Origin of the sequence: Sorangium sp. So ce327 (assembly GCF_051530205.1) — a bacterium.
In the GTDB taxonomy this organism is placed as follows: Bacteria; Myxococcota_A; Polyangia; order Polyangiales; family Polyangiaceae; genus Sorangium; species Sorangium cellulosum_B.
Genome location: NZ_CP150330.1, coordinates 7,068,179 through 7,088,885, shown reverse-complemented (window position 1 = coordinate 7,088,885; position 20,707 = coordinate 7,068,179). Strand labels below are relative to the sequence as shown.

17 protein-coding genes are annotated in these 20,707 nt (G+C 71.7%); 8 read left to right on the top strand and 9 right to left on the bottom strand.

Features of this window, described 5'->3' with window-relative positions; all coding sequences use genetic code 11:
* Window positions 1–96 precede the first annotated feature (96 nt).
* On the top strand, window positions 97–1,323 hold the full coding sequence (locus tag WME95_RS26540) for a PAS domain S-box protein (RefSeq protein WP_437902186.1): 1,227 nt from the start codon (window positions 97–99) through the stop codon (window positions 1,321–1,323).
* A 76-nt stretch (window positions 1,324–1,399) separates the two neighbouring features.
* Here the strand turns inward: WME95_RS26540 and WME95_RS26535 are convergent, their stop codons facing one another.
* The 4 genes from WME95_RS26535 to WME95_RS26520 all read right to left on the bottom strand — a co-directional run bounded on the left by WME95_RS26535 (window position 1,400) and on the right by WME95_RS26520 (window position 6,577).
* Window positions 1,400–2,323 (bottom strand): LysR substrate-binding domain-containing protein, encoded by a 924-nt coding sequence (locus tag WME95_RS26535; RefSeq protein ID WP_437902185.1) that lies wholly within the window; start codon window positions 2,321–2,323, stop codon window positions 1,400–1,402.
* 319 nt (window positions 2,324–2,642) lie between these two features.
* Complete coding sequence (locus tag WME95_RS26530) at window positions 2,643–2,879, bottom strand: hypothetical protein (protein WP_437292665.1); 237 nt, start codon at window positions 2,877–2,879, stop codon at window positions 2,643–2,645.
* Between the two features lie 647 nt (window positions 2,880–3,526).
* The gene (locus WME95_RS26525; protein WP_437902184.1) at window positions 3,527–5,572 is read right to left on the bottom strand and encodes an OPT family oligopeptide transporter; all 2,046 of its coding nucleotides are present in this window, start codon (window positions 5,570–5,572) and stop codon (window positions 3,527–3,529) included.
* Window positions 5,573–5,893: 321 nt separating this feature from the next.
* The gene (locus WME95_RS26520; protein ID WP_437540951.1) at window positions 5,894–6,577 is read right to left on the bottom strand and encodes a type 1 glutamine amidotransferase domain-containing protein; all 684 of its coding nucleotides are present in this window, start codon (window positions 6,575–6,577) and stop codon (window positions 5,894–5,896) included.
* A gap of 219 nt (window positions 6,578–6,796) precedes the next feature.
* Between WME95_RS26520 and WME95_RS26515 the strand changes: the two genes are divergently transcribed.
* Window positions 6,797–7,711 (top strand): LysR substrate-binding domain-containing protein, encoded by a 915-nt coding sequence (locus WME95_RS26515; RefSeq protein ID WP_437902183.1) that lies wholly within the window; start codon window positions 6,797–6,799, stop codon window positions 7,709–7,711.
* Between the two features lie 133 nt (window positions 7,712–7,844).
* Window positions 7,845–8,666 (top strand): alpha/beta fold hydrolase, encoded by an 822-nt coding sequence (locus tag WME95_RS26510; RefSeq protein WP_437902182.1) that lies wholly within the window; start codon window positions 7,845–7,847, stop codon window positions 8,664–8,666.
* 43 nt (window positions 8,667–8,709) lie between these two features.
* Here WME95_RS26510 and WME95_RS26505 read toward each other — a convergent pair whose 3' ends face one another.
* Together WME95_RS26505 and WME95_RS26500 are read right to left on the bottom strand one after the other, a co-directional pair.
* Window positions 8,710–9,456, bottom strand: a complete 747-nt coding sequence (locus WME95_RS26505; RefSeq protein ID WP_437902181.1) for a hypothetical protein — start codon at window positions 9,454–9,456, stop codon at window positions 8,710–8,712.
* A gap of 125 nt (window positions 9,457–9,581) precedes the next feature.
* Window positions 9,582–10,247: a hypothetical protein gene (locus WME95_RS26500; protein WP_437902180.1), complete on the bottom strand. Its 666-nt coding sequence runs from the start codon at window positions 10,245–10,247 to the stop codon at window positions 9,582–9,584.
* Between the two features lie 170 nt (window positions 10,248–10,417).
* Here WME95_RS26500 and WME95_RS26495 point away from each other — a divergent pair, with 170 nt between their 5' ends.
* Window positions 10,418–11,875 carry a thioredoxin family protein gene (locus tag WME95_RS26495; RefSeq protein WP_437902179.1) on the top strand — a complete coding sequence of 486 codons (1,458 nt, stop codon included), beginning with the start codon at window positions 10,418–10,420 and terminating at the stop codon, window positions 11,873–11,875.
* 70 nt (window positions 11,876–11,945) lie between these two features.
* Here WME95_RS26495 and WME95_RS26490 read toward each other — a convergent pair whose 3' ends face one another.
* Entirely contained in the window at window positions 11,946–12,851 is a 906-nt protein-coding gene (locus WME95_RS26490) for a hypothetical protein (protein WP_437902178.1), read from the bottom strand.
* A 179-nt stretch (window positions 12,852–13,030) separates the two neighbouring features.
* Complete coding sequence (locus tag WME95_RS26485; RefSeq protein ID WP_437902177.1) at window positions 13,031–13,876, bottom strand: aldo/keto reductase; 846 nt, start codon at window positions 13,874–13,876, stop codon at window positions 13,031–13,033.
* Between the two features lie 356 nt (window positions 13,877–14,232).
* Here WME95_RS26485 and WME95_RS26480 point away from each other — a divergent pair, with 356 nt between their 5' ends.
* Complete coding sequence (locus WME95_RS26480; RefSeq protein WP_437902176.1) at window positions 14,233–15,120, top strand: SCE4755 family polysaccharide monooxygenase-like protein; 888 nt, start codon at window positions 14,233–14,235, stop codon at window positions 15,118–15,120.
* Window positions 15,121–15,139: 19 nt separating this feature from the next.
* Here the strand turns inward: WME95_RS26480 and WME95_RS26475 are convergent, their stop codons facing one another.
* Entirely contained in the window at window positions 15,140–16,045 is a 906-nt protein-coding gene (locus WME95_RS26475) for a PP2C family protein-serine/threonine phosphatase (RefSeq protein WP_437902175.1), read from the bottom strand.
* A gap of 84 nt (window positions 16,046–16,129) precedes the next feature.
* Between WME95_RS26475 and WME95_RS26470 the strand changes: the two genes are divergently transcribed.
* The 3 genes from WME95_RS26470 (at window position 16,130) to WME95_RS26460 (ending at window position 20,372) form a co-directional block, all read left to right on the top strand.
* A complete protein-coding gene (locus WME95_RS26470; RefSeq protein WP_437902174.1) occupies window positions 16,130–17,017 on the top strand; it encodes a phosphotransferase family protein in 888 nt (295 codons plus the stop codon).
* Between the two features lie 211 nt (window positions 17,018–17,228).
* A complete protein-coding gene (locus WME95_RS26465) occupies window positions 17,229–18,998 on the top strand; it encodes a protein kinase domain-containing protein (protein WP_437902173.1) in 1,770 nt (589 codons plus the stop codon).
* Between the two features lie 60 nt (window positions 18,999–19,058).
* Window positions 19,059–20,372: a sigma 54-interacting transcriptional regulator gene (locus tag WME95_RS26460; protein WP_437902172.1), complete on the top strand. Its 1,314-nt coding sequence runs from the start codon at window positions 19,059–19,061 to the stop codon at window positions 20,370–20,372.
* Window positions 20,373–20,707: the final 335 nt, after the last annotated feature.

The window sequence follows — 20,707 nt, the reverse complement described above, 5'->3', positions numbered from 1 at the left end:
CCGTCCTTACGAACCCAGCGCGCTCTGCAGACTGTCCGACGAAGACGAATGGCAGTTATTTCGACGTGCGCGAACGCCCCGGGTAAATTTCACCCCATGACCGCCGCCACCACGTCATGGGGAGAAGTCGACGCCGAGAAACTCGCGGGCAAGCGCGCACGCCTCTTCGAGCGAGCGCCGCTCGCGATCGTCCAGTACGGCAAGGAGCTCACGATCGAGGACTGGAACGGCGCGGCCGAGCGCCTGCTCGGCCACGCGCGGAAGGAGGCGCTCGGCCAGCGCGTGGACGAGCTCCTGCCGGCGTCCGGCAGCCCCGGCGCGTGGCGGCAGCTCCTCGCGGAGGACGGGGCGGCCCCCCGGGTGTGGAGCCACGTCAAGAAGGACGGCGCCGTGGTGAGCGTCGAGTGGCGCCACGAGCGCATCCTCGACGAGCATGGAGAGATCATCGGCGTCGGCGTGTTCGGGCAGGACGTGACGGAGCGGACCGAGCAGGATCGCCGCCACCATCAGAGAGAGGTGATCCTGCAGGCCATCACGCAGTCGCTCCCGATCATCGTCTGGGCCATCGACCGCGAGGGGATCTTCACGTGCCACGAGGGCAAGGCGCTCGAGGGCATCGGGCTCCAGCAGGGCGCGCACATCGGCAAGAACGTGTTCGACCTCTACGCGAGCAACCCGCACGGGTGCGAGGTGCTGCGGCGGGCGCTCGCGGGCGAAGCGAGCCATTCGGAGTCCCTGACGCACGGGGTGTTCTGGGACAACTGGGAGGTCCCCATGCGCGACGAGCAGGGCGAGGTGTCCTCGGTCGTCGGCTTCACGCTCGATATCAGCAAGCCAAAGAACACAGAGCAGGAGCTCCGGGCCAGGCTGGACCTCATCGAGCGGCAACAGCGGGTCATCCGCGACCTGTCGACTCCCATCATCCAGGTGTGGGACGGCGTGCTGACCCTGCCGATGATCGGCGTGCTCGACAGCGCCAGGACAGCGGAGGTGATGGATACCCTGCTCGACGCGATCGTCCGCACGGGCTCGCGCTTCGCCATCCTCGATCTCACCGGCGTCGAGCTGGTCGACACGAAGACCGCGAGCTACCTCCTCGATCTCGTCGCCGCGATCAGGCTGCTCGGCGCCGAGGGCATCGTCGCGGGCATCCGCTCGAACGTCGCCCAGACCATCGTCAGCCTCGGGCTCGATCTGGCCAACATCACCACCCTCGGGAACCTCCGGGCGGCCCTCCAGTACTGCATCCGTCAGATGGGCAAGGAGCGCGCGGCCGGCGCGGCGCACGCTTCGCTCCACGGCGCCGCGCCGCGGCCCCAGTGACAGCGCCGCGCGGACGACCGCTCCGGCGCGGCGCTCCCTCGGCTCCCCTGCGATCCCTCACCATCGCCGCGCTGGCTCACGGCTTCCGCGGCGTCGGCTTCGCCGTCTCCGCGGCCCCCATCGCCCTGGCCAGCGCGTCGACGACGACGCGGACCGCGGCGCGCGCGGGCGCGGCGTAGACCGCGAAGCTGGCGCGCTTCGAGGCGCCGTACTCCGGCAGCACGCGCCGCAGCGCGCCGCTCTCGAGCTGATCCTGGACGACGTAATCGGGGAGGTTCGCCAGGCCGACGCCGGCGACCGCGGCGTCGCGCAGCGTGATCGTGTCGCTGGAGCGGAACGTGCCGCTCACCGGGACGACGCGCTCGCCCTCGGGGCCCACGAGCGTCCACCGGGCGACAGGCTCGAGGTTGAGCGTGATGCAGTCGTGGTCGGCCAGGTCCTCGAGGCAGCGCGGCGTCCCGTGGCGCCGCAGGTACCGGGGGCTCGCGCAGAGCACGCGCAGGTCGTCGGCGAGCCGCCGCGCGACGAGGGAAGCAGGGGAGATCTCGGCGGCCAGGCGCACCGCCACGTCGATGCGCTCGGCCACCAGATCGACGATGCGGTCGGTGAGGTCGAGATCGATGCGGAGCTCCGGGTACCTCGCGCGACAGGCCAGCACCGCGGGCGCGACGCGGATCGAGCCGAGGACGGTGGGCGCCGAGATGCGCAGCGTCCCGCGCGGCGTCCCGTCGAGATCCGCGACCGCCCGCTGCGCCTCCTCGATGTCCGAGAGGATCCGGTCCGCGCGCTCTGCGTACAGATTCCCTGCCTCCGTGAGGCTCACGCGGCGCGTGGTGCGCCGGAGGAGCTGCGCGCCGAGGCGCTCCTCCAGCCGCGCGATCTGCTTGCTGACCGACGACGACGTGAGCCCGAGCGCCCTCGCCGCCGCCGAGAAGCTCTGCCGCCGCGCCACCTCCAGGAACGCCCTCATCTCACCGAGGTGACCGCCCGCCGGCTCCATCCCATTCGTTCCTTCCGCGACGCAATCCTCGTCGGCGGGCCAGCATTATCATACGCGCGTCGAAGATCTAGTTTCCTGGAGCGCGAGGCGATCGCCTCGCCGCGAAGGAGGCATTCATGCTCACGCAGGCTCGCGGGCACACGGGCGTCGCGCTGCTGCTCTTCATCCTGGCCGCCACCCTGGTCGCAGATCGGCTCGCGGCGACGCCCCCGGCGCAGGGCGGGTCGACGCCGCCGAGCGCGCGGTACGACCTCGCGCAGATCGACCCGCGGGGGCGCGCGAACGGCGGACCGAGCGCGGCCGGCGCCCCGGCGGGGGCTCAGGCCACGCGATCGATGGCCCCCTCCACGCCCTCCTGCTTGGAGCAGTGCGCACAGCAGTAGAACGCCCCGCCGGCCTCGATGCCGTGCCCCACGATGCGGCAGGCGCAATGGGCGCACACGGGCGCGAGCTTGTGAATCGCGCACTCGAAGCAATCGAAGGTGTAGCTCGTGCCGCTCACCATGATTTGAAATGCCTTGTCGTAGCTGTTGCCGCAGCAGTCACACGTGTTCATGCAAACCTCTCGACGGTTAGGGGATGACGTTGCGCCGCGCGCCGAGCGCGGCCGGCCCTCGCGATCACCCCGGGCTCCTTGGGCGGCTGTCCCGGCGCCGGCGGGTCTTCGATCTCCGGAGAGGGTTCTCCGGGCGCTGGTGGAGGGGGCGGGGGGTCCCGACGCGCCGGCTCGCCAGGATCGGGGTCGCGCCGCGGGGGCTCGCGCGGCGCCGGATCCTGCACCGGCGGACCCCGTCCGGGATCGCCGACGGGCTCGGGGTTGGGCGTTCCTCGGGAGGGGGGCGCATTCACCGGCATGGACGGTTCTTTCCTCGCGCGTCCTTGGCTGACCTCGTGTTGACGCGGTGCAAATAGGGCTGCATGAACCGCGCCACGAGCGCCTCCGAGCGGAGCGGCTCGACAGCGCGACGTGCTGTGCCCGCGCGGTCCTGAACCGCGCTCGCCGCGGCCCTCCACGGCGCGCATTCCTGTCACAGTGAGGCGCGGCTGCATGGCTGCGGCCGGCGCGGCGAGCCGCCCACGCACCTTCACCTCGACGTGCGCTCGCACGGCGAGGCGCCGTCCTCAGCACGCCCGCGCGCCGGATCGGGCTCAGCTGGCGGCCGCGAGCGAGCCGGATGGGCCCGCCCGTCGACCGCCAGCGCTTCACTTCGGGAGGAACTGAAGGATCTGTCCGAGCGCCTTGGTGAGGCTCTCGGCTTCCAGCACGTCGGGCAGCACAAGCACGCCGAGCACGCTGAGGCCGATGCCCATCAGCGAGCCTCCGGCGATCACGCCCGCGCAGATGGCCTCGGTGTTCTCCGCGGCGAGCGCGTACCAGGGCCGCGCGGGCGGCGCGTCCGAGCGCCCGCCCGGCGCCGTCTCGCTGAGCCGTGTCTCCTGCTCGCGCTTCTTGCGCCAGAGCGCGGCGCGCCGCTCGAGCAGCCAGAAGAGGAACGAGCCGAGGAACATCGACCAGATATCGGTGAAGTTCAGGATGAACGCGAGCCCCAGGGCGACCGCGGAGAGGGGGAATCGGTTCTTCGTGACCTGCCTCGTGATCTCGACGAGGATCCCGACGATCGCCCCGACCACCACCGCGGACTTGGCCGTCGGGTGGAGGAAATCGAGCCCCTTCATCAGCACCTCGGCGACGGCCTTCCACGTGAGCGCGCTCGGGACCGGCAGCCGCTCCGTCCCGTAGCGGCCGATGTCGCCCTGGATGAGCACGAAGTACCAGACGGGCACCGAGAGCACGAGCCCCGCGACCGTCCCGAGCACGTGCCCCATCGCCTGGTGGCGCGGCTTGCCGCCGAGCATGTAGCCCGGCTTGATATCCATCAGCAGGTTCGCCGTGTTGCTCGCGACCTCGGCGGTGATCCCGGCCGTCATCAGGTTCGTCGTGATGTTCTTCGGCGCGAGCGCGCCGTAGGTGAGCTGCGTCAGCTTGCCGAGCGCCCCGGTCGGGGTGATCGCCGTGATGCCCGTCGAGTTGACCGCGATGAGCGAGAAGATGAAGACGAGCGGGATCGCGAGCGCCCCGAGCCACCAGGAGATCCCGAACCAGAGCTGCCCGAGCACCACGATCACCGCGCCGACGACGGGTATGCCGATGATCGACAGCTTCACCGGGAGCTCGATGTCCGCGAGCACGTCGGTGGCTCCGCCCTTCTTGGTGAGGCCCTTGAACGCGTCGATGATCACCTTGGGCTTGGAGAAGAAGGCGTAGAGAGAGGACGTCGTCATGCACGCGACGCCACCCCACAGCGCCCAGAGGGTGATCGCCCCGAACCCGAAATGCCCGTTCTTCGGCAGGATGATCCCGCGCTCGATCAGCAGCGGGGCGAGGATCCAGTAGTTGAGGATGCCGCCGAGGAGGAGCGACACGCCGGTCCGGATGCCCATCAGGCCGCCCGTGGCGACGAAGATGATGCTCGTGTCGAACCGGATGGTGAGCTCGTTCAGGGGGGTGCCGCGGATGGCCGGCGAGAGGCCCCAGCGCTTGAGCAGATCGGCAAAGCCCCCGCCATAGAGGAACTCGTCGTAGTAATGCGGGATGTTCTTGAGCGCGAAGAGCGCGCGCATCACCTTGTCGTCGCGGAGGAGCTCGAGCGCGGCGCTCAGGAGGCCGCCGCCGAGGAGGAGCTTCGCCTTGAAGAGGCCCTCCTTCTCGTCGCTCTCGTGCAGCGCGTCCATCACGACGCCGGCGGCCATCCCCTCGGGGAAGGGCTGCTGCTCGTCGTTGATGAAGCGCTTCTTCATCGGGAAGGCGAAGAGCACGCCCAGGATGGCGAGGACGAACATCCAGACCATCGCCTGGCCCATGGGGATGATCGTCGTCGTGACCATCGAGTAGGCCGCCAGGCTCGTGAAGAGCGGCGCGTTCATGTATCCGGCCGACGTCGCGATGGACTGCATCGCGTTGTTCTCGAGCACGGTCATGTCGCTGCCGAGGCCGAGCCTGGAGAGCACCTTGAAGAGCCCGAAGGCCAGGATCACGCTCGTGATCCCGACGCCGAGCGACCAGCCGGTGCGCGCGCCGATGTACAGGTTCGTGAGCGACAGGAAGGCGCCGAGGAGCATGCCCGTGATCGCCGAGCGCCACGTCAGCTGGGGCATGTCGCCGCGGTAGACGTTCTTCAGCCACCATGCGTCCTTCTCTTCGAGCGACATGGTGTGAACCTGCTCTGGCGTGAGCTGTTTGATGGCCATTGCGCGGCGACCTCCTCGCACCTTGTACCATGGTGGGCGACGCGCCGCGCATCTCTTCGGCGAGCGCCTACGGCGCAGATCTCGCCGATTTCCCGTTCACGCCATCGCCCCCGCGCTCCGCCGCCGATCCCGGCGAACCCATGCTGCGACGGAATTGCTGGCTCCGTGTCACGAGGCTCGCGCCCGCCGGCGCCGTTCGCGCGCGCGGCCGGAGGCTGCCTCGCCTCCGCGGAGCGCTCCTGTCTTCCTCAACGTCGCACCGGCCTCCGATACCCGCTCTCGGACCTCGCCGCGCAGTGAGCGCATTGGAAGCACGACCCCTCAACGCGCCTCGGGGTGGAGCAGGCGGACCATCGCCTCGGCGACGCCCGCGGCCGACGCGGGGTTTTGCCCCGTCACCAGGCGCTCGGCGACGACGACCTGCTCCTGCCACGGCGCTGCAGGCTGGAAGAGCGCGCCGCGCTCGACGAGTCGATCCTGGAGAAGGAACGGCACCACGGCGTCGAGCTTCACCGCGCGTTCCTCTTCGTTCGTGAACGCGCTCACCGGCTTGCCGGCGACGAGGTACTGTCCGGACGAGAGGCGCACGTTCACGAGCGCCGCGGGCCCGTGGCACACGGCGCCAACGACGCCGCCGCGCTCGTAAATGCTCGCGGCGATACGCGCGAACGCCTCGTTGTCGGGGAAGTCCCACATCGTGCCGTGCCCGCCGGCGAAGAAGATCGCGGCGTAGCGAGACGGGTCGACGCTGGCCGCCGGCATGCTGTCGTGGAGGCGCCCCGCGAGCGCGCCGCCGTCGAGGAACGGAGCGCTGGCCGGTTCGGGCTTGTCGATCCCGTCGAGCGGCACGCGGCCGCCGCGCGTCGAGGCGAAGTCGACGGCGATCCCCGCCTTCGTGAACTCCGCGTACGGGTGCGCGATCTCGGGCAGGTAGGCGCCGGTGCTCTCCCCGGTGGCGCCCTTCTTGTCATGGCTGGTCATGGCGATGAGCACTCGCTGGTTCATCTCGTTCTCCTTGGCTTGTGTTTGGGTCGGGTGAGCGCTGTCCGGCGTTGTGCCGCCCGCGCACCCGGATGAGACGGCGAACAGGGCGGCGAGCAGCGTGGTCAACGCTGCGCGGCGCCCGATGTGACGATCCGGAGCGGTCATACCCAACACCTAGGCTCTTCGGCGCGAGCCCGGTAGACGACGACAGGGCGAAGCATTTGTACTAGGGTGTTGAGAATGGTCGCGCCTTCGCTCGCCGGCACGCTCCCGAACGTCGAGGCGTTCTGCCGCACCTACGAGACGGGGAGCTTCACCCGCGCGGCGCGGATGCTCGCCGTCACGCCGCAGGCGACGAGCCGGAGCGTCGCGCGGCTCGAGCGCAGGCTCGGCGTGACGCTCTTCCGGCGCACCACCCGGAGCCTCGCGCCGACCGACGAGGCGCGCCGCTATTACGAGCTGTGCACCCAGGCGCTCGCGCTCCTGTCCGCGGGGGAGCGCGAGCTCGCGAGCGAGCGCGCGTCCCCCGAAGGGCTCGTGCGCATCAGCGTCCCGACGACGTATGGCCACCACCGTTTGCTCCCGGCGCTCGGCGTGTTTCGCGAGCGCTACCCCGGCATACGCGTCGACATCCACGTGTCGAACCAGAACGTCGACTTCGTTCGAGAGGGGCACCACCTCGCGATCCGCATGGGAGCGATCGCCGACAGGACGCTCGTCGCCCGCAAGCTCGGCGACTTCGCGCTCGGCGTTTACGCGAGCAGCGGCTACCTGGCCCGCCACGGCGCGCCGCGCTCTCCCCCCGATCTCGAGAAGCACACGTGCATCGCGTTCCAGATGCCGCGCTCGGGTCGGGCGCTCCCGTGGGTCTTCCACCCCGGCCCGACCACGCTCGTCCCCGACGCCCGCTACCGGTGCTCGGAGGACGTGCTCGGCATCATCGGCCTCGCGCGCGCCGGCGTCGGGCTCGTGCAGACGTACGACTTCCTCGTCGAGGACGACGTCGCGCGCGGCACGCTGGTGCAAGTGCTCGTGCCGTTCCGAGGCGCGAGCCGGCCGTTCTCGCTGATTCACCCGAAAGGCACCGTCCTGTCGCCCGCCGCCCGCGCGCTCAAGGCGTTCGTCATCGAGCGCGAGGCGGCGCGCGTGAAGTGAGGGCACGAGCGCGGCTCGCTGCTTCACCATCGCATACGCCAATCCGAGCCGAGCCGCCCGCGCGAACCGGGATCGGGCTGTGTTAACCTCGGCTCGAGTCGGCGCCTGTCATCCGATCCGAGAGGACCTCTTCGTGACCACCACGACGTACGCCGTCACCGTCCCCGACTGCGGTCTTGCCGATGTGACCGTCGCTGCCCGCGGCGAGGGGCGGCCGATCCTGCTGCTGCACGGCGGCGCCGGGCCTCAGTCGGTGGACCGCTTCGCCCAGACCCTCGCCAAGCGCGAACGCGCCCGGGTGATCGCGCCCACCCACCCCGGCTTCCGCGGCACCCCCCGACCAGAATGGCTGGACAGCATTCCCGCCCTCGCCCGGCTCTACCGCGCCCTGCTCGATCAGCTCGACCTCACCGAGGTCACCGTCGTCGGCAACTCCATCGGCGGCTGGATCGCCGCCGAGCTCGCGCTGCTTGGCAGCCCCCGAATCCACGGCATCGTCCTCGTCGATGCCGTCGGCATCCACGTCGCCGATCAGCCCGTCGCCGACGTGTTCGGCTTGCCCAAGGGCCAGCTCGCCGAGCGTAGCTACCACGACCCCGCGCCCTTCCGCATCGACGTGTCCCGGCTGAGCGAGGCGCAGCGCGCCGCAATGGAGGCTTCGATCGCCAGCAACTTCGCCGCCCTGCGCATCTACGGCGGCAGCATGACGGACCCGACCCTGCGCTCCCGGCTGTCCGCCATCACCCTTCCCACCCTCATCGTCTGGGGCGACAGTGACCGCATCAGCACGCCCGACTATGGCCGCGCTTACGCGGCGGCCATCCCCGGCGCCCGCTTCGAGCTCCTCGCCGACACTGGCCACCTCCCGCAGATCGAGAATCCCGAAGCGTTGCTCACCCTGGTCTGGAGCTTCGCCGTCACCCACGCCACGAGGAAGCCGGCTGGCCACGGTTAAGCGCGCTTCGGTGACGCGGCCCGACCGTTCCACCGCCCAGGTTCTAGCGGCGCTGCCGCTGCTCGGCGATCGCCGCCGCGGCCTCCGCCTCGGCCTCCGCCTGGACGGCGACGTCGTCCGGCAGCGCCTGAACCGCAGGGAACCGCACGCCGAACACGCCGGCGCCCGCGGCGACCGGCGCCACGCGCTCGCTCGTGGTCCGCGCGTCGAGCTCGACGATCCGGTTCACCGTGCGCTGCATGGCGATGGCGACGAACAGCCAGGTGATCGGACCGGTCAGGAGCTGGATGTACGGGATGACGCTCGCCACACACGCCGCGATGACCAGGCCCCGCGGCACGCCGTCGGGCATGCCCCGCAGGCGGCACTGCAGGTTCACGCGATCACAGAGCCGGAGGCCGTTCCAGAAGATCCAGTAGTAGTTGAAGTACGGGGCGAAGTGCAGGCCGATGGCCTTCCCCACGGAGGGATCGTCGCGCTCTGCCTGCGGCAGCTGGGCGTGCATCGCGTTGAAGCGGATGAACGACACGATTCCGAACGTCACGACGTGCAGCAGCGCCGTGGCCCACACCGGAAACGCCTCGAGCTGATGCCGCGCCAGCGCGACCCGCTCGCCGGCGCCCAGCCCGGCCACGCCGCCGCGATACGTGTTGGAGGCAACGGGCTGCCGGCCGACGCGCTGCGCCAGCAGGGCATGACGCATGGCCTCGTTCTGTCGGCGCAGGCGCTCGTTCTCGGCCTGAACGTCGTCGAGCTTGCCCGCGAGCGCGTCTCGATCGGAACGGAACACGGGGCAAGTATAGCGCCGCGCCCGGGCCCAGCAGGCCGAAGCGGAGGGCCGAGCGAGCGTTCACGCCCCCATGGCGCGCACGAGATGGAGAGCCGTGGCGCTCCCGGCGCAGGTCAGATGAAGTATCAGTCGCCGTCTCGGCCGCTGCCTGTGAATCCGTCTTCCCGGCGCGCGAAGAGGACGTTGAACGTCGTGAGCGTCCCGTAACAGCCCGTGATGTACGCCTGGAGCTGGACCTTCTCCGCGTCGCTCAGCCCCTCGTGCCCGTTGATCTTCTGCTCCAGCACGCGCAGCTTGTCGCGGAGCATCACGATCTTGTGGAAGAACACGTCGAGCGGGATGCGCTTCTCGGCCGTGCCCTCCTTCCCGGGCCGGAGCACGATCTCCCCGCCTTCCCAGCGGCCGCCGATCTCCGCGCGGCCGACGCCGAGCTCCTCGGACAGCACCTCGCGCAGCACACGGCGGAACTCGTCGATATCCATGTCGATGTCGATCTCCCTTGGCAGCGGCGAACGGAAGGGCTGCGGCGCCGCGCTCGGCCGGCGCTCCGGCGACGGGGCGCGCTCGGGCGCCCGCGGCCTGACGCCAGTGCCGCGCGGCTGGCCCGCCGCCCGGGGTGGCGGTGGCGGCGGAGGCGCGCCCTTGGCACGGTAACGGGCGCACGTCGCTGTCGCCTTGATCGGCGGCGGGTACACCTCGAGGGCGCACTCGCCGACGCGGCCGCGCGCTGGATCGTCGTGCGCCCGGGTGAATGCCGCGCAGCTGCCGCACCGACCCGCGTAATCGTTCACTGCGGCGGGACTGTACCAGCTTTGCGGCTGTCGGGGAGCGCCTTGTCGACGCACCGAGGCGCCTGCCAGCGACGCCGCGATCCGGTCCCGGTGCCACGCTCGGTCCCGGTGCCGCGCTCGCCTGTCGCAGCGAGGGCGAGCCCGCCGCGGTTCGGCTACCATGTCTGGCCGTGCGTGCCCCGGCCCTGCTCCCCGCCCTCGTCTCCGCCGCCGCCCTCGCTGCCTGCGCCGCCGAGCCGCCGCCACGCGCGCCGGCGCCTCCAGCCGCCGCGCCGTCGCCGCCCGCCGCGGCGCCCTCGCCCGCTGCCGGGGCGGAGCCGGCAGCCGCGCGGCCGCCGCTCGAGTTCATCCACGACGACGTGCCGCGGGCGCGCGAGAAGGCCCGGACCGAGGGCAAGGCGCTGTTCGTCGATGCGTGGGCGCCGTGGTGCCACACCTGCCTGAGCATGAAGCACTACGTGCTGACCGATCCGTCGCTGCGCCCGTTCGCCGATCGGGTCGTGTTCGCGGACGTCGACACGGATCGACCGGAGAGCGCGCCGTTCCTGGAGCGGCACGAGGTGACCGTGTGGCCGACGTTCTTCGTCCTCGAGCCGGCGGGCGGCGAGGTGATCGGGCTCTGGCGGGGCGCCGCCTCGGTCGAGGAGCTGCGTGAGCTGATCCGCGAGGCGCTTCTTGCGATGGATTCCAAGGCTGCGTCGGCGCTGCCCGCGGACGATCTGAACCGCCTGCTTGTCGAGGCGAAGCGGGCCCACAGCGCGGGGGACCACGCCGCGGCGGTGTCCGCCTACCGGCGCGCCCTGGCCCGGGGCGGAGAGGCCTGGCCGCGGCGCAGCGAGGCGCTGCTCGGCCTCCTGGCGGCGCTCTACCGCAAGAAGGACGCCGCGGCGTGCGTGGAGCTCGGCAGCGCGCATGTCGGCGAGGTGAAGGGCGCGGCGCTGCCCGCCGATTTCGCGAGCGTCCTGCTCTCCTGCGCGGCGGCGCTCCCCGGCGGCAAGGCCCAGCGGGCCGCGCGCGAGGCGGCGGTCGCCCGGCTGCGGTCGATCGTCGCGAGCCCGCCCGCGGACGCGAGCGCGGACGACAGGGCCGACGCGTGGGGCCTGCTCGCCGAGGGGCTCGAGGCGCTCGGCGACGCGGGCGGGGCCCGCGCTGCGAGCGAGTCGAAGCTCGCCGTGCTGGAGCGGGCCGCGAAGGAGGCGAAGACGCCCGAGGCGGCCGCCGCGTACGACTACGGGCGCGCCATGGCGTATATCGCGCTCGGCCGCGGCGAGGAGGCGGTCGCGATGCTCTCGGAGCGCGAGGCGCAGATGCCCGCCTCGTACGAGCCGCCCGCGCGGCTCGCGCAGGTGCTCCACGCGATGGGCCGCGAGGCGGAGGCGCTCGCCGCGGTGGAGCGCGCCATCGGGCGCGCCTATGGCCCGCGCCGGCTGCGCTACCTGAAGCTCCGGGCCGAGATCCAGCAGCGGCTCGGGCGGGGCGCGGAGCAGATCGCCACGCTGCGCGAGGAGGTGGCCGGCTACGAGGCGCTGCCGAAGGGCCACGCCAGCCAGGCGGCCCTGGACGACGCGCGGCGGCGGCTCGCCGAGGCGGAGAAGGCCCAGCGCGGCGGCGGTGCGAAGAAGCGCTGACGGCGGCGCGCCGAGGCGGAGAAGGTCCAGCGCGGCGCGGAGGAGCGCCGCCCGTCGCTTCCGGCGCCCGCTACGTCTCGGTGCCTACGACAAGGCCCGTCACGCGGAGGCGGTCGCTCGCGTGCTCCTCCGGGAAGATCACGGTGATGTCCATGTCGATGGTGGAGGGCATGGAGGTGCTCCCCGAGGTTCGCACCGTCAGGCTCCCGGTCGCGCTGGTCGCGCTCACGGCGGCGTCAGCTGAGCCCTGGGCGTCCGGCGCGCAGCTGGCCGCCCCCTTGCGCATCAGGATGCGCGACACACGCCACTCCTCCGGGACCGTGACGATGTCGAACCCCACAGGCGACTGCCTGCTCGGCGCCTCGGCGTAGAGCACCACGCAGAGGTCCGCCTCTGGCCGGGCCCTGTAGACGGTGAGGTGATCGAGCCCGCCAGGCCAGTAAGAGGCGGTGTAGCGGCCGACCTCGGGCTCGATGCAGGAGGCGTTCGCCGAGACATCCACCCCGGCCTGCTGCGCAGCGCACGCATTGCAGTAGAACTGGTTGTCGCACCCGCAGACGCCCGGGCAGTCCTCCGGGCACCCCCCGGGCCGAGGGGTGCACCGGCCTGTGGTGTCGAACGTTCCGCACGAGTCGTCGGGGAAGTCGCAGAAGTCCTCCTTGCCGCAGATCCCGCCGCTTCGCCCGCCGCACGCGAGCGGTGTCGCGCCGCTCGAGGTCGAGCTGACGGAGCCCCCAGCACTGCCGGTGCTGCCGCCGTTGCCGGTGCTGCCGCTGTCACCGGTGCTGCCGCCGTTGCCGGTGCTGCCGCTGCCGCTGTCGCCGGTGCTGCCGCCGTTGCCGTTGCCGGTGCTGCCGCTGTCGCCGGTGCTGCCGCCGTTGCCGGTGCTGCCGCTGATGGACGGTATATCGACCGCGCCATCGCAGGCGGCGAGAAGAAGCCCGAAGAGAAGTGAGGATAGGCGCGCGTGGCTCATACGCGCAGTATGGCATGCGCGCCGGCCCGCCAAGAGCAGCCATGCCGTTCGCCGGAGCCGAGCGTGGTCCGCGAAGCTCCTGAAGGAGAACACGGCCAAGATTCCAGAAGACGCCAAGGTGGAATTCCAACCTTGGTGTCTTCTGGCGTTCTCACGGTTTCATCGACTTACCGTCCGCTTCACAGCGTCGGCAGCACGCCGCGGTCCCGGCCGAGCGGGAAGGCCGTCTCGAGGCGGGCGATGTCCTCGCTGCTGAGGCGCAGATCGCCCGCGGCCGCGTTGTCGAGCGCGTGGGCGGCGCTCGCGGCCTTGGGGATCACGAAGACCGGCTGGCGGCGGAGCAGGAAGCGCAGCGCGACCTGCCACGGCGTCGCGCGGTGGGCGGCGGCGACGGACGCGAGCACCCTGCCCGCCGCGCTGTCCGGCGCCGGGAACCGGCCCGAGCCGAACGGGCTGTAGGCGACGACCGCGATGCCGTGCCGCTCGCAGAGCGGCAGCACCCGGTGCTCGATCGACCGCTCGAGCAGGTGATAGAGCACCTGGTTGCAGGCGATCTCGCGCGCTCCGGCGATGGCGATCGCCTTCGACAGCTCCGCCTGGTCGAAGTTGCTGACGCCGAAATACCGGATCTTGCCCCGGTCCCTCAGGTCCTTGAAGGCGCGGAACGTCTCCTCGAGGGGGTGCGGCCCGGGCCAGTGGAGGAGGTAGAGGTCGAGCCTGTCGGTGCGGAGCTGCTCCAGGCTGCGCTCGCACGCCGCGATCGTGCCGGCGTAGCTCGCGTTGCTGGGCAGCACCTTGGAGACAAGGAACACCTCGTCGCGGCGGCCGGCGATCGCCTTGCCGACGAGCGCCTCGACAGCGCCCGAGCCGTACATCTCCGCCGTGTCGATGTGCGTCATGCCCGCGTCGATCCCCCGCCGGATGGCGTCGATGCAGGCCGCCTCATCGTCCATCTCCATCTGCCAGGTGCCCTGTCCGACGACCGGGATCTCGACGCCAGTAGAACCGAGTGCGCGTTGCTCCATGATGATGAACCTCCGCTTTTGTCCCCGGGGGCGTCACGCGCCGCCCTCGCCCGCCGGCAGAGCCGGCGGGGCCCCATCCCCACGCGGTCCGTGCTGGCCTCCCTTCCCGGAGAGCCGCATGGACACAGCGTTTTCTACCTGATCGGCGTTCCTGAGGCGCCCCTCCGCGCCGGGTGGGATCGCTGAATTCACCACGAAAAGCAAGCTCGAGCGCCTTCACCGGGCTGAGCCCGGCGGTTCGTGACGTCGGTCGCTGGCGCCGTGTCCATAGAAAATTCCTTGCTTGAGGACGTCGCAGACAGACGATGAGCCGCTGTGTAGATTGCGCTGCCCGCGGGCTCCGAGGAGGTGGATCGATGCGTTGCATGCTGATGGGATCGTTCGTGCTGGCCGCCGTGATGTCGTTCGCTGGCGTGAGCCGCGCGCACATCGACCTCACGTCCCCTGCGCCGAGGCACGCGGACGACCAGCAGAAGGTGGCGCCTTGCGGTGCTCGCGGCGACGCGCGGGGCGAGACGGTCACCGTGTTCGAGCCGGGCGAGACCATCACGGTGACGTGGAACGAGACGATCGATCACCCCGGGCATTTCCGGATCATGTTCGACGACGACGGCTTCGACGATTTCCCGGAGCCGGCCAATGAGAACGATCTCTGCGAGCCGGGCGTGGACAAGGGCTGCCTGCTCGACGGCATCGCCGACAAGCGCGGAGGGTCGTATTCCGCGGAGGTCACGCTCCCGGACGTGGAGTGTGACAACTGCACGCTTCAGCTCATCCAGGTCATGACGGACAGGAGGCCGGCCACCCTGTACTACCGTTGTGCGGATCTGGTGCTCAAGTCCTCCGACCCTGGCGCCGCGACGAGCGCCGCGAGCTCCGGCGCCGGCGCGGGCGGCGGCGCGACGGGCGCGGGCGGGGACGCGGCGACGAGCGCGAGCAGCAGCGCCACGGTGGGCGCAGGCGGAGACGCGACGACGGGCGCGGGCGCGGGCACGGGCGGGGGCGCGACGACAGGGGCGGGCGCGGGCACGGGCGGGGGCGCAACGACGGGCGCTGGCGTTGACGAGGGCTCCGGCGCGGCGGAGGACGACGGCGGGTGCAGCTTCGGCGGCGCGGCGGGCGGGGCTCCGGTCTCGGCGGGGCTCGGCGCGCTCGCCGCCCTCGCGCTCGCGGCGCGCGGGCGGAGGCGAGGCCGGCTGGCGCCGCGGCAGGACGTTGCCTGTCGCGGGTCGCGGCGCTCGTGATCGCGGGGCCGGCGCGCCGTCAGGAGCGGCGCGTCGGCCCTTCGGCGAACCTGGCGATCTCGATGATCTCCGCGGCGCGGTCGCTGGCCGGCGGGGCGAGCCAGGGGCCGTCGAACCGCGTGACCAGCGCGGTCACGTTGTCGCGGCCTCCGGCGGCGAGCGCGGCGTCGATCAGGGCGCTGGCGGCCGCCGCGGGGTCGGGGTGGGCGTCGAGCGCGGCGGCGATGTGCCGATCGTCGACGAGGTCGCTCAGCCCGTCGGTGCAGAGCAGCAGGGTGTCCTCGCGGCGGAGCTCGACGGCGGAGAGCGCGATCCTGAGGTGTTCGCGGAGCCCGAGCGCCTGGAGCATCACGCCCCTGTGCTCGAAGGTGGCGGCCTCTTCGGGCCGCAGCTTGCCGCTGTCGAGCAGCGACTGGAGGAGGGTCTGGTCGCGGGTGAGCTGGGTGAGGACGCCGCTGCGGAGGAGGTAGGCGCGGCTGTCGCCGACCTGCGCGAGCAGGAGGCGCTCATCGCAGAGCGCGGCCACGGTCACCGTGGTGCCGCTGTTCCGGTGCTGTGAGCTCCGGCGGGCGTTGTCGCGGACGGCGCGCCCGGCCTCGCCGATCGCCTCGAGGAGGCTCCGCTCGAGGGCGTCGCTCGATCGGGGCGCGGAGCGGGTGAGGATGGCGTGGACGATGCGCGCCGCGAGCCGGCTCGCCGCGTCGGGGGACGACGCGCCGCCGGAGCCGTCGTAGACGCCGAGCGACAGGGCGAGCGGCGGCGCGACGGACGCCTGGGCGGCCGCGGGCCCGTGGGCGAGCCCGCGCGCGAGATCGCTGATCAGGAAGGTATCCTCGTTGTGCTCGCGGCTGAGGCCCACGTCGGTCCGGGCCGCCACGGCGATCGCCGCGGCGTGTTCGACGGGGGACTTGCGGTACACGGGCATGCGCGCATCGTACCGCGGGGGCGCTGCCTGAGGGAGGGCGCTCGACGCGCGGCGCGCCTCGTGCCTGAAATGAAGAGAGACCGCATGAGGCTGCTTCCCAACCCCGAGCGCGCGTGGGAGCGCGCCGCGCACGTCCAGACCCTCGCGCGCGCCGAGATCGAGCGGCGGATCCCGCCGTTCACGGGCGAAGCGGAGGTGCTCTCCGGCGGGCACGCCAACGTGAACGTGCGCCTCGGCGCCGAGCGCGTGCTGCGGGTGTACCGCCGAGACGCGGCGGCGGCGCCGAAGGAGGCCAGCCTGCTCGCGCGGGGCTGGAGGTCGTTCCGCGTCCCGGCGGTCCTGTCGGCGGGTGACGATTTCCTCGTCCTCGAGCACGTCCCGCACGTTCCGCTCCAGGACACCGCGACGTGCGGCGCTGCGGTCGGGCGCGCGCTCGCGGAGATTCACGGCGTCGGCTACGACAGCGCGGGTTTCCTCGGGCCGGAGCTCGCCGTCTCCGTGCCGTTCGCCGACTGCATCGGCGCGCTGCGGGGTCATGTGGACGCGGTCCTCGACAGGCTGGCTCCTGCCCTGCGCGGCGAGCTGAGCGAGCGCGTGCGCGCGTTCCTCGACGCGAACACGGAGGCGCTGCGCGCGCTGGCGTCGGCGCCCGTGCTCCTCCACGGCGATTTCAAGGCGTCGAACCTGCACTGGCTGTCGTCGGGCGAGCTCCTCGTGCTCGACTGGGAGTTCGCGTACGCGGGCCCGAGCCTGATGGACGTCGGCCAGCTCCTGCGCTGGAGCCCGGGGCCCGAGTTCGTCGCGGCGTTCGCGGGCGCTTACCGCGAGAGCGCGCCGCTTCCCGAGGGGTTCGAGCGCTGGGCCGCGGCGTTCGACCTGTTCAACCTGGTGGGGCTCCTCGACGGGGCGGAGCCAGAGACGCGCCGGGCGGCCGATGTCTGTGGCCGCATCTCGGAAGTCGTCGAGCGTTGATCAGGGCTGTTCGCTCGATGCGAGAGAACATGTGGAACGGACGACTCCAGCGTGACGCGTCCAGGCACGGGCCACGAGGGCTGAGCCAGCAGCCCTCGTCGGCGAGCGTTGCCTATCCTCTCTGAATCACCCCCTTCTGTCGGGCAGACCGCTGCGGTAACTATGGATCGTGCAGCTTCGCCCCGGCGTCCGTGTTGACCGCTACACCTTGATGGAACCCCTCGGCCGGGGAGGGCAGGGGGCCGTGTGGAAGGTCCACGATCCGCTCGACGGGAGCGTGCGTGCCCTCAAGCTGTTCTTCTTGAGCGGCCTCGAGGGAGGAGCCGCCGAACGCGCCCGGCGCGAGGCAAGAGCCGTCGCCGGCGCCGTCCATCCGACCCTGGTTCCCTGCCGCGCCCTCTTCGAAGCGCCTGCGGACGGGGTCGTGGGCCTGGTCTTCGACTTCGTGCAAGGCCAGTCGCTCGCGGACGCGGCGACGCGTATGTCGCTCGCTCAGCGCGGCGCCGTGCTGGCTCAGATCGCGGCCGCGCTGGCCCATGTGCATGGTCTTGGCCTCTTGCATCGCGATCTGAAGCCCGCCAACGTGCTCATCACCGACGCGTTCTGGGGCGCCGCGGATGCGCCCGGCAGCGTGCGGCTCATCGACTTCGGGATCGCCGCGCCCGTCGGGAACCCTAGGCCGCTGACGGCCACGGGCGCGGTCATCGGCACCGTCGCGTACATGGCGCCCGAGCTGCTCGCGCCTGGGCGCTGGCTCCCGCTGCGCGAGGGGTTTACCCGCGACGTGTTCGCGTTCGGCGTTCTCGCGTGCGAGCTGCTCGGCGGAGCGCACCCGACTGGGCTCTCCGTCGATGCGTCGGTGGAGGCGTTCATTGACGCCTATGTCGCCGCGGAGGAAGGACATCGCCCCTGGCCGCCCCAGGTGCCGGACGCCTTCTGGGCCGAGGTGATCCGCGCGTGCCTCGAGATCCAGCCGCGGCGGCGGCCAAGTCATGGCGCTGCGCTCTTGGAGCGGATCGAGACCGCGGCGCGGGCGAGCCAGAGGCAGCTGGGCGTCGCGTTGCCGCGCGCGAGCGCGACGGACCCGCATCTCGGCCCGACCGAGCTCCAAGTGCAAGCAGGACGAACCTCCTGGCCCGGACCGCGCGCGAGCCACCCGCCCCGCACCACGCCGATGCCGTCACCGCCATCCGCGGCGCTGCGGCCCTCCCTCCCGACGCTCTCACCGGTTGACGGCTCGCGGCAGCCTTCGGCGACGTCCGTCCCCGCGCGGAGCACGCACTCCGTGCGCGCGGAGCCGCCCTCCACGCCTGGCAAGCCGGGTCGAACGGCGCTCCTCCTGGCGGTGGGGTTGGCGCTCGGGGCCGCGGCCTCTGCGGGCGCATCGATGCTCGCGGGTCGACCGGAGTCCGACGCCGGCGAGGTGGCGCAGATGACGCTGCCCGCCGCGCCGGGCGTGGTGTCCGTGCGGCCCGATCCGCTCCTGGTTGCGCCGCCGAAGCAGCCCGAGGTGACGCCGTGCTGCAACAAGCAGGGAGACTGCTTTTCCAAGGGCATGACCTGTCTGCCGGCCCCGTGCGAGGACGTCCCCTTGCCGGATCGTTCGTGGTTGCTGCGGCTCACGGGGGTTGCCCGGCGGCCGGACGGCGAAACGAGGTTCACCGAGGACATGTCCAGGACTCACCCGGCCGCACAAGCATGTGTGCGCCGCCAGTCCACCGGCGAAGAGATCTGCATCCCGTTCACGCAGGACCCCGCAGCGCGAGGTGAGCCCGAACGACTGCAGATCACGACGGCCGAGCTGGTGCGTGGCGAGGTCGTGATCCGGGTGACGGAGGCAAGCGTGCCGCTCTCGGAGGGGCGCGTCGCGGCCAACTACGACTGGCTCAAGAGCAGCGTGCTGTGCCAGGGCTTGCTGCTCTTCGTGGGCGAGAAGGCCAGCGCTTCGGTGCGGGTCGCCGTCGCGTTGGACGCAGAATGAGGACGGGGCGCGGCAGGCTTGCGAGGGAGCCGCTCCGAGGGGGCCGATGATGAGGGCGCGATGACCACCCGGCCGCCGCGCGATGCGCCCACCGACGAGCACCGGCCCCCGACTGGCACACGCCGCGATCGAGGAACGCCAGCGCTGCTCGCCGCCTTTCCTGCCAATATCGCCGTGCCTCTCCCGTCCCCCGGGGTTTACGTCGGACGGGCATGGCTTGCGGCGGCGGGCCTCAACGACACGAAGGTCTCGTCCAACCACCTTCGCCTGACGCGGGCGGGAGGGCGCCCGCAGATCGAGGATGTGGGCTCGCGCAACGGGACATGGCTCGACGGCCATCGGCTCCCAGCGGATGAGCCGGTGCCCATCGAGGATGGGGCCATCTTGCGCGTGGGCGAAACCCTGCTTGTTTATCGCGAGGCGTACGCGGGGCCAGCCGAACCGGAGCCGGCCATTGGCGGTCTTGCGGGGCCGTGGGGGCTCCGCGCAGCTCGCGCGGAGCTAGACCGGCTGGCCACGCGGCCCGTGCGCAACGTCCTCATCACAGGGGAGAGCGGTACGGGCAAGGAGATGCTTGCCGACGCGGTCGTGCGGGCGCTCAGGCGTTCGAATGGTCCTTTCACGCGCGTCAACGTGGCGGGCATCGCCGCGAGCGTGTTCGAGGGGCAGCTCTTCGGCTGGGAGCGCGGGGCGTTCTCGGGGAGCGGCGCGAGTAACCCTGGGGTGCTGCGAGCGAGCGCTGGAGGAGCGGTGTTCCTCGACGAGATCGGCGAGCTGCCGGTCGAGCTGCAACCCAAGCTGCTGCGTGTCCTCGAGAACCAGGAGGTGCTCGCAGTCGGCGCGAAGGAACCGGTGCACGTGGATATCGCCGTCATCGCGGCGACCAACCGTCCGCTCGAGGAGGCCGTCCAGCAGGGCAGGTTCCGCCTCGACCTGCTGGCGCGGTTTCCGGTGCGCATCTCGCTGCCGCCGCTCCGGGAGCGACCGGAGGATGTGTTCGCGATCCTGCTGGCGCTCTGGGAGCGCGCGTACGGCCCTCTGCAGCTCGGTCGCGTGAGGGTGGACGTGGAGGCCGTGGAGCTCATGATGCTCCACGACTGGCCCGCGAACGTGCGGGGCGTGAACCAGCTGGTCGCGGCGGCAGATCCGGCGGTGGGGCTCAAGCTCTCGATCGTGGAGCAGGTGCTCGGTGTACGCGCATCGACGGCCGCGCCGCCACCGACGACGCGGGAGGCGATCCAGGAGGCGCTCGACGCCTGCGGCGGTAACCAGAGCCAGGCGGCGAAGCGTCTCGGGCTGTCCCGGGCTCAGCTGCTCCGGCGGCTCAAGGCCATTCAATACGAGGCCGGCGAGCGGCCAGCGCGAAAGCGGTAAGCGGCGAGCTGGTCCCGAGAGCGGACGTACGCCGATGCATCGCCGTCGCGCGCGCGGGCACCATCGAAGGCGTCGCGCACGCCCTGGAGCTCCGGTGAGGCCCATTGCGCTGAACGAGCTGGGTGACGCTCATGCTCATGACCTCCTGCTGGGCGCCGCTCTGGAGCACCCGGCATGCCGAGGGCGCGCTGTGCGTTTCGAAGCGCGCAGCCTGCTCCTGCGACGCGAGCGCCCCAGCCCGTCGACTTCCCTCGCACCTGATCGCGATCACCCGCGCGGCCGCGCACCCTGAACGCGATCACCTCGCGGCGCTGGAGCCTGGCTTCGGCAACACG

Bases quoted from the DNA above. Each gene is read 5' to 3' on its own strand.
- WME95_RS26540 (WP_437902186.1), top strand. From the start codon at position 97: ATGACCGCCGCCACCACGTCATGGGGAGAAGTCGACGCCGAGAAACTC.
- WME95_RS26535 (WP_437902185.1), bottom strand. From the start codon at position 2,323: ATGGAGCCGGCGGGCGGTCACCTCGGTGAGATGAGGGCGTTCCTGGAG.
- WME95_RS26530 (WP_437292665.1), bottom strand. From the start codon at position 2,879: ATGAACACGTGTGACTGCTGCGGCAACAGCTACGACAAGGCATTTCAA.
- WME95_RS26525 (WP_437902184.1), bottom strand. From the start codon at position 5,572: ATGGCCATCAAACAGCTCACGCCAGAGCAGGTTCACACCATGTCGCTC.
- WME95_RS26520 (WP_437540951.1), bottom strand. From the start codon at position 6,577: ATGAACCAGCGAGTGCTCATCGCCATGACCAGCCATGACAAGAAGGGC.
- WME95_RS26515 (WP_437902183.1), top strand. From the start codon at position 6,797: ATGGTCGCGCCTTCGCTCGCCGGCACGCTCCCGAACGTCGAGGCGTTC.
- WME95_RS26490 (WP_437902178.1), bottom strand. From the start codon at position 12,851: ATGAGCCACGCGCGCCTATCCTCACTTCTCTTCGGGCTTCTTCTCGCC.
- WME95_RS26485 (WP_437902177.1), bottom strand. From the start codon at position 13,876: ATGGAGCAACGCGCACTCGGTTCTACTGGCGTCGAGATCCCGGTCGTC.
- WME95_RS26480 (WP_437902176.1), top strand. From the start codon at position 14,233: ATGCGTTGCATGCTGATGGGATCGTTCGTGCTGGCCGCCGTGATGTCG.
- WME95_RS26475 (WP_437902175.1), bottom strand. From the start codon at position 16,045: ATGCCCGTGTACCGCAAGTCCCCCGTCGAACACGCCGCGGCGATCGCC.
- WME95_RS26470 (WP_437902174.1), top strand. From the start codon at position 16,130: ATGAGGCTGCTTCCCAACCCCGAGCGCGCGTGGGAGCGCGCCGCGCAC.
- WME95_RS26465 (WP_437902173.1), top strand. From the start codon at position 17,229: ATGGAACCCCTCGGCCGGGGAGGGCAGGGGGCCGTGTGGAAGGTCCAC.
- WME95_RS26460 (WP_437902172.1), top strand. From the start codon at position 19,059: ATGACCACCCGGCCGCCGCGCGATGCGCCCACCGACGAGCACCGGCCC.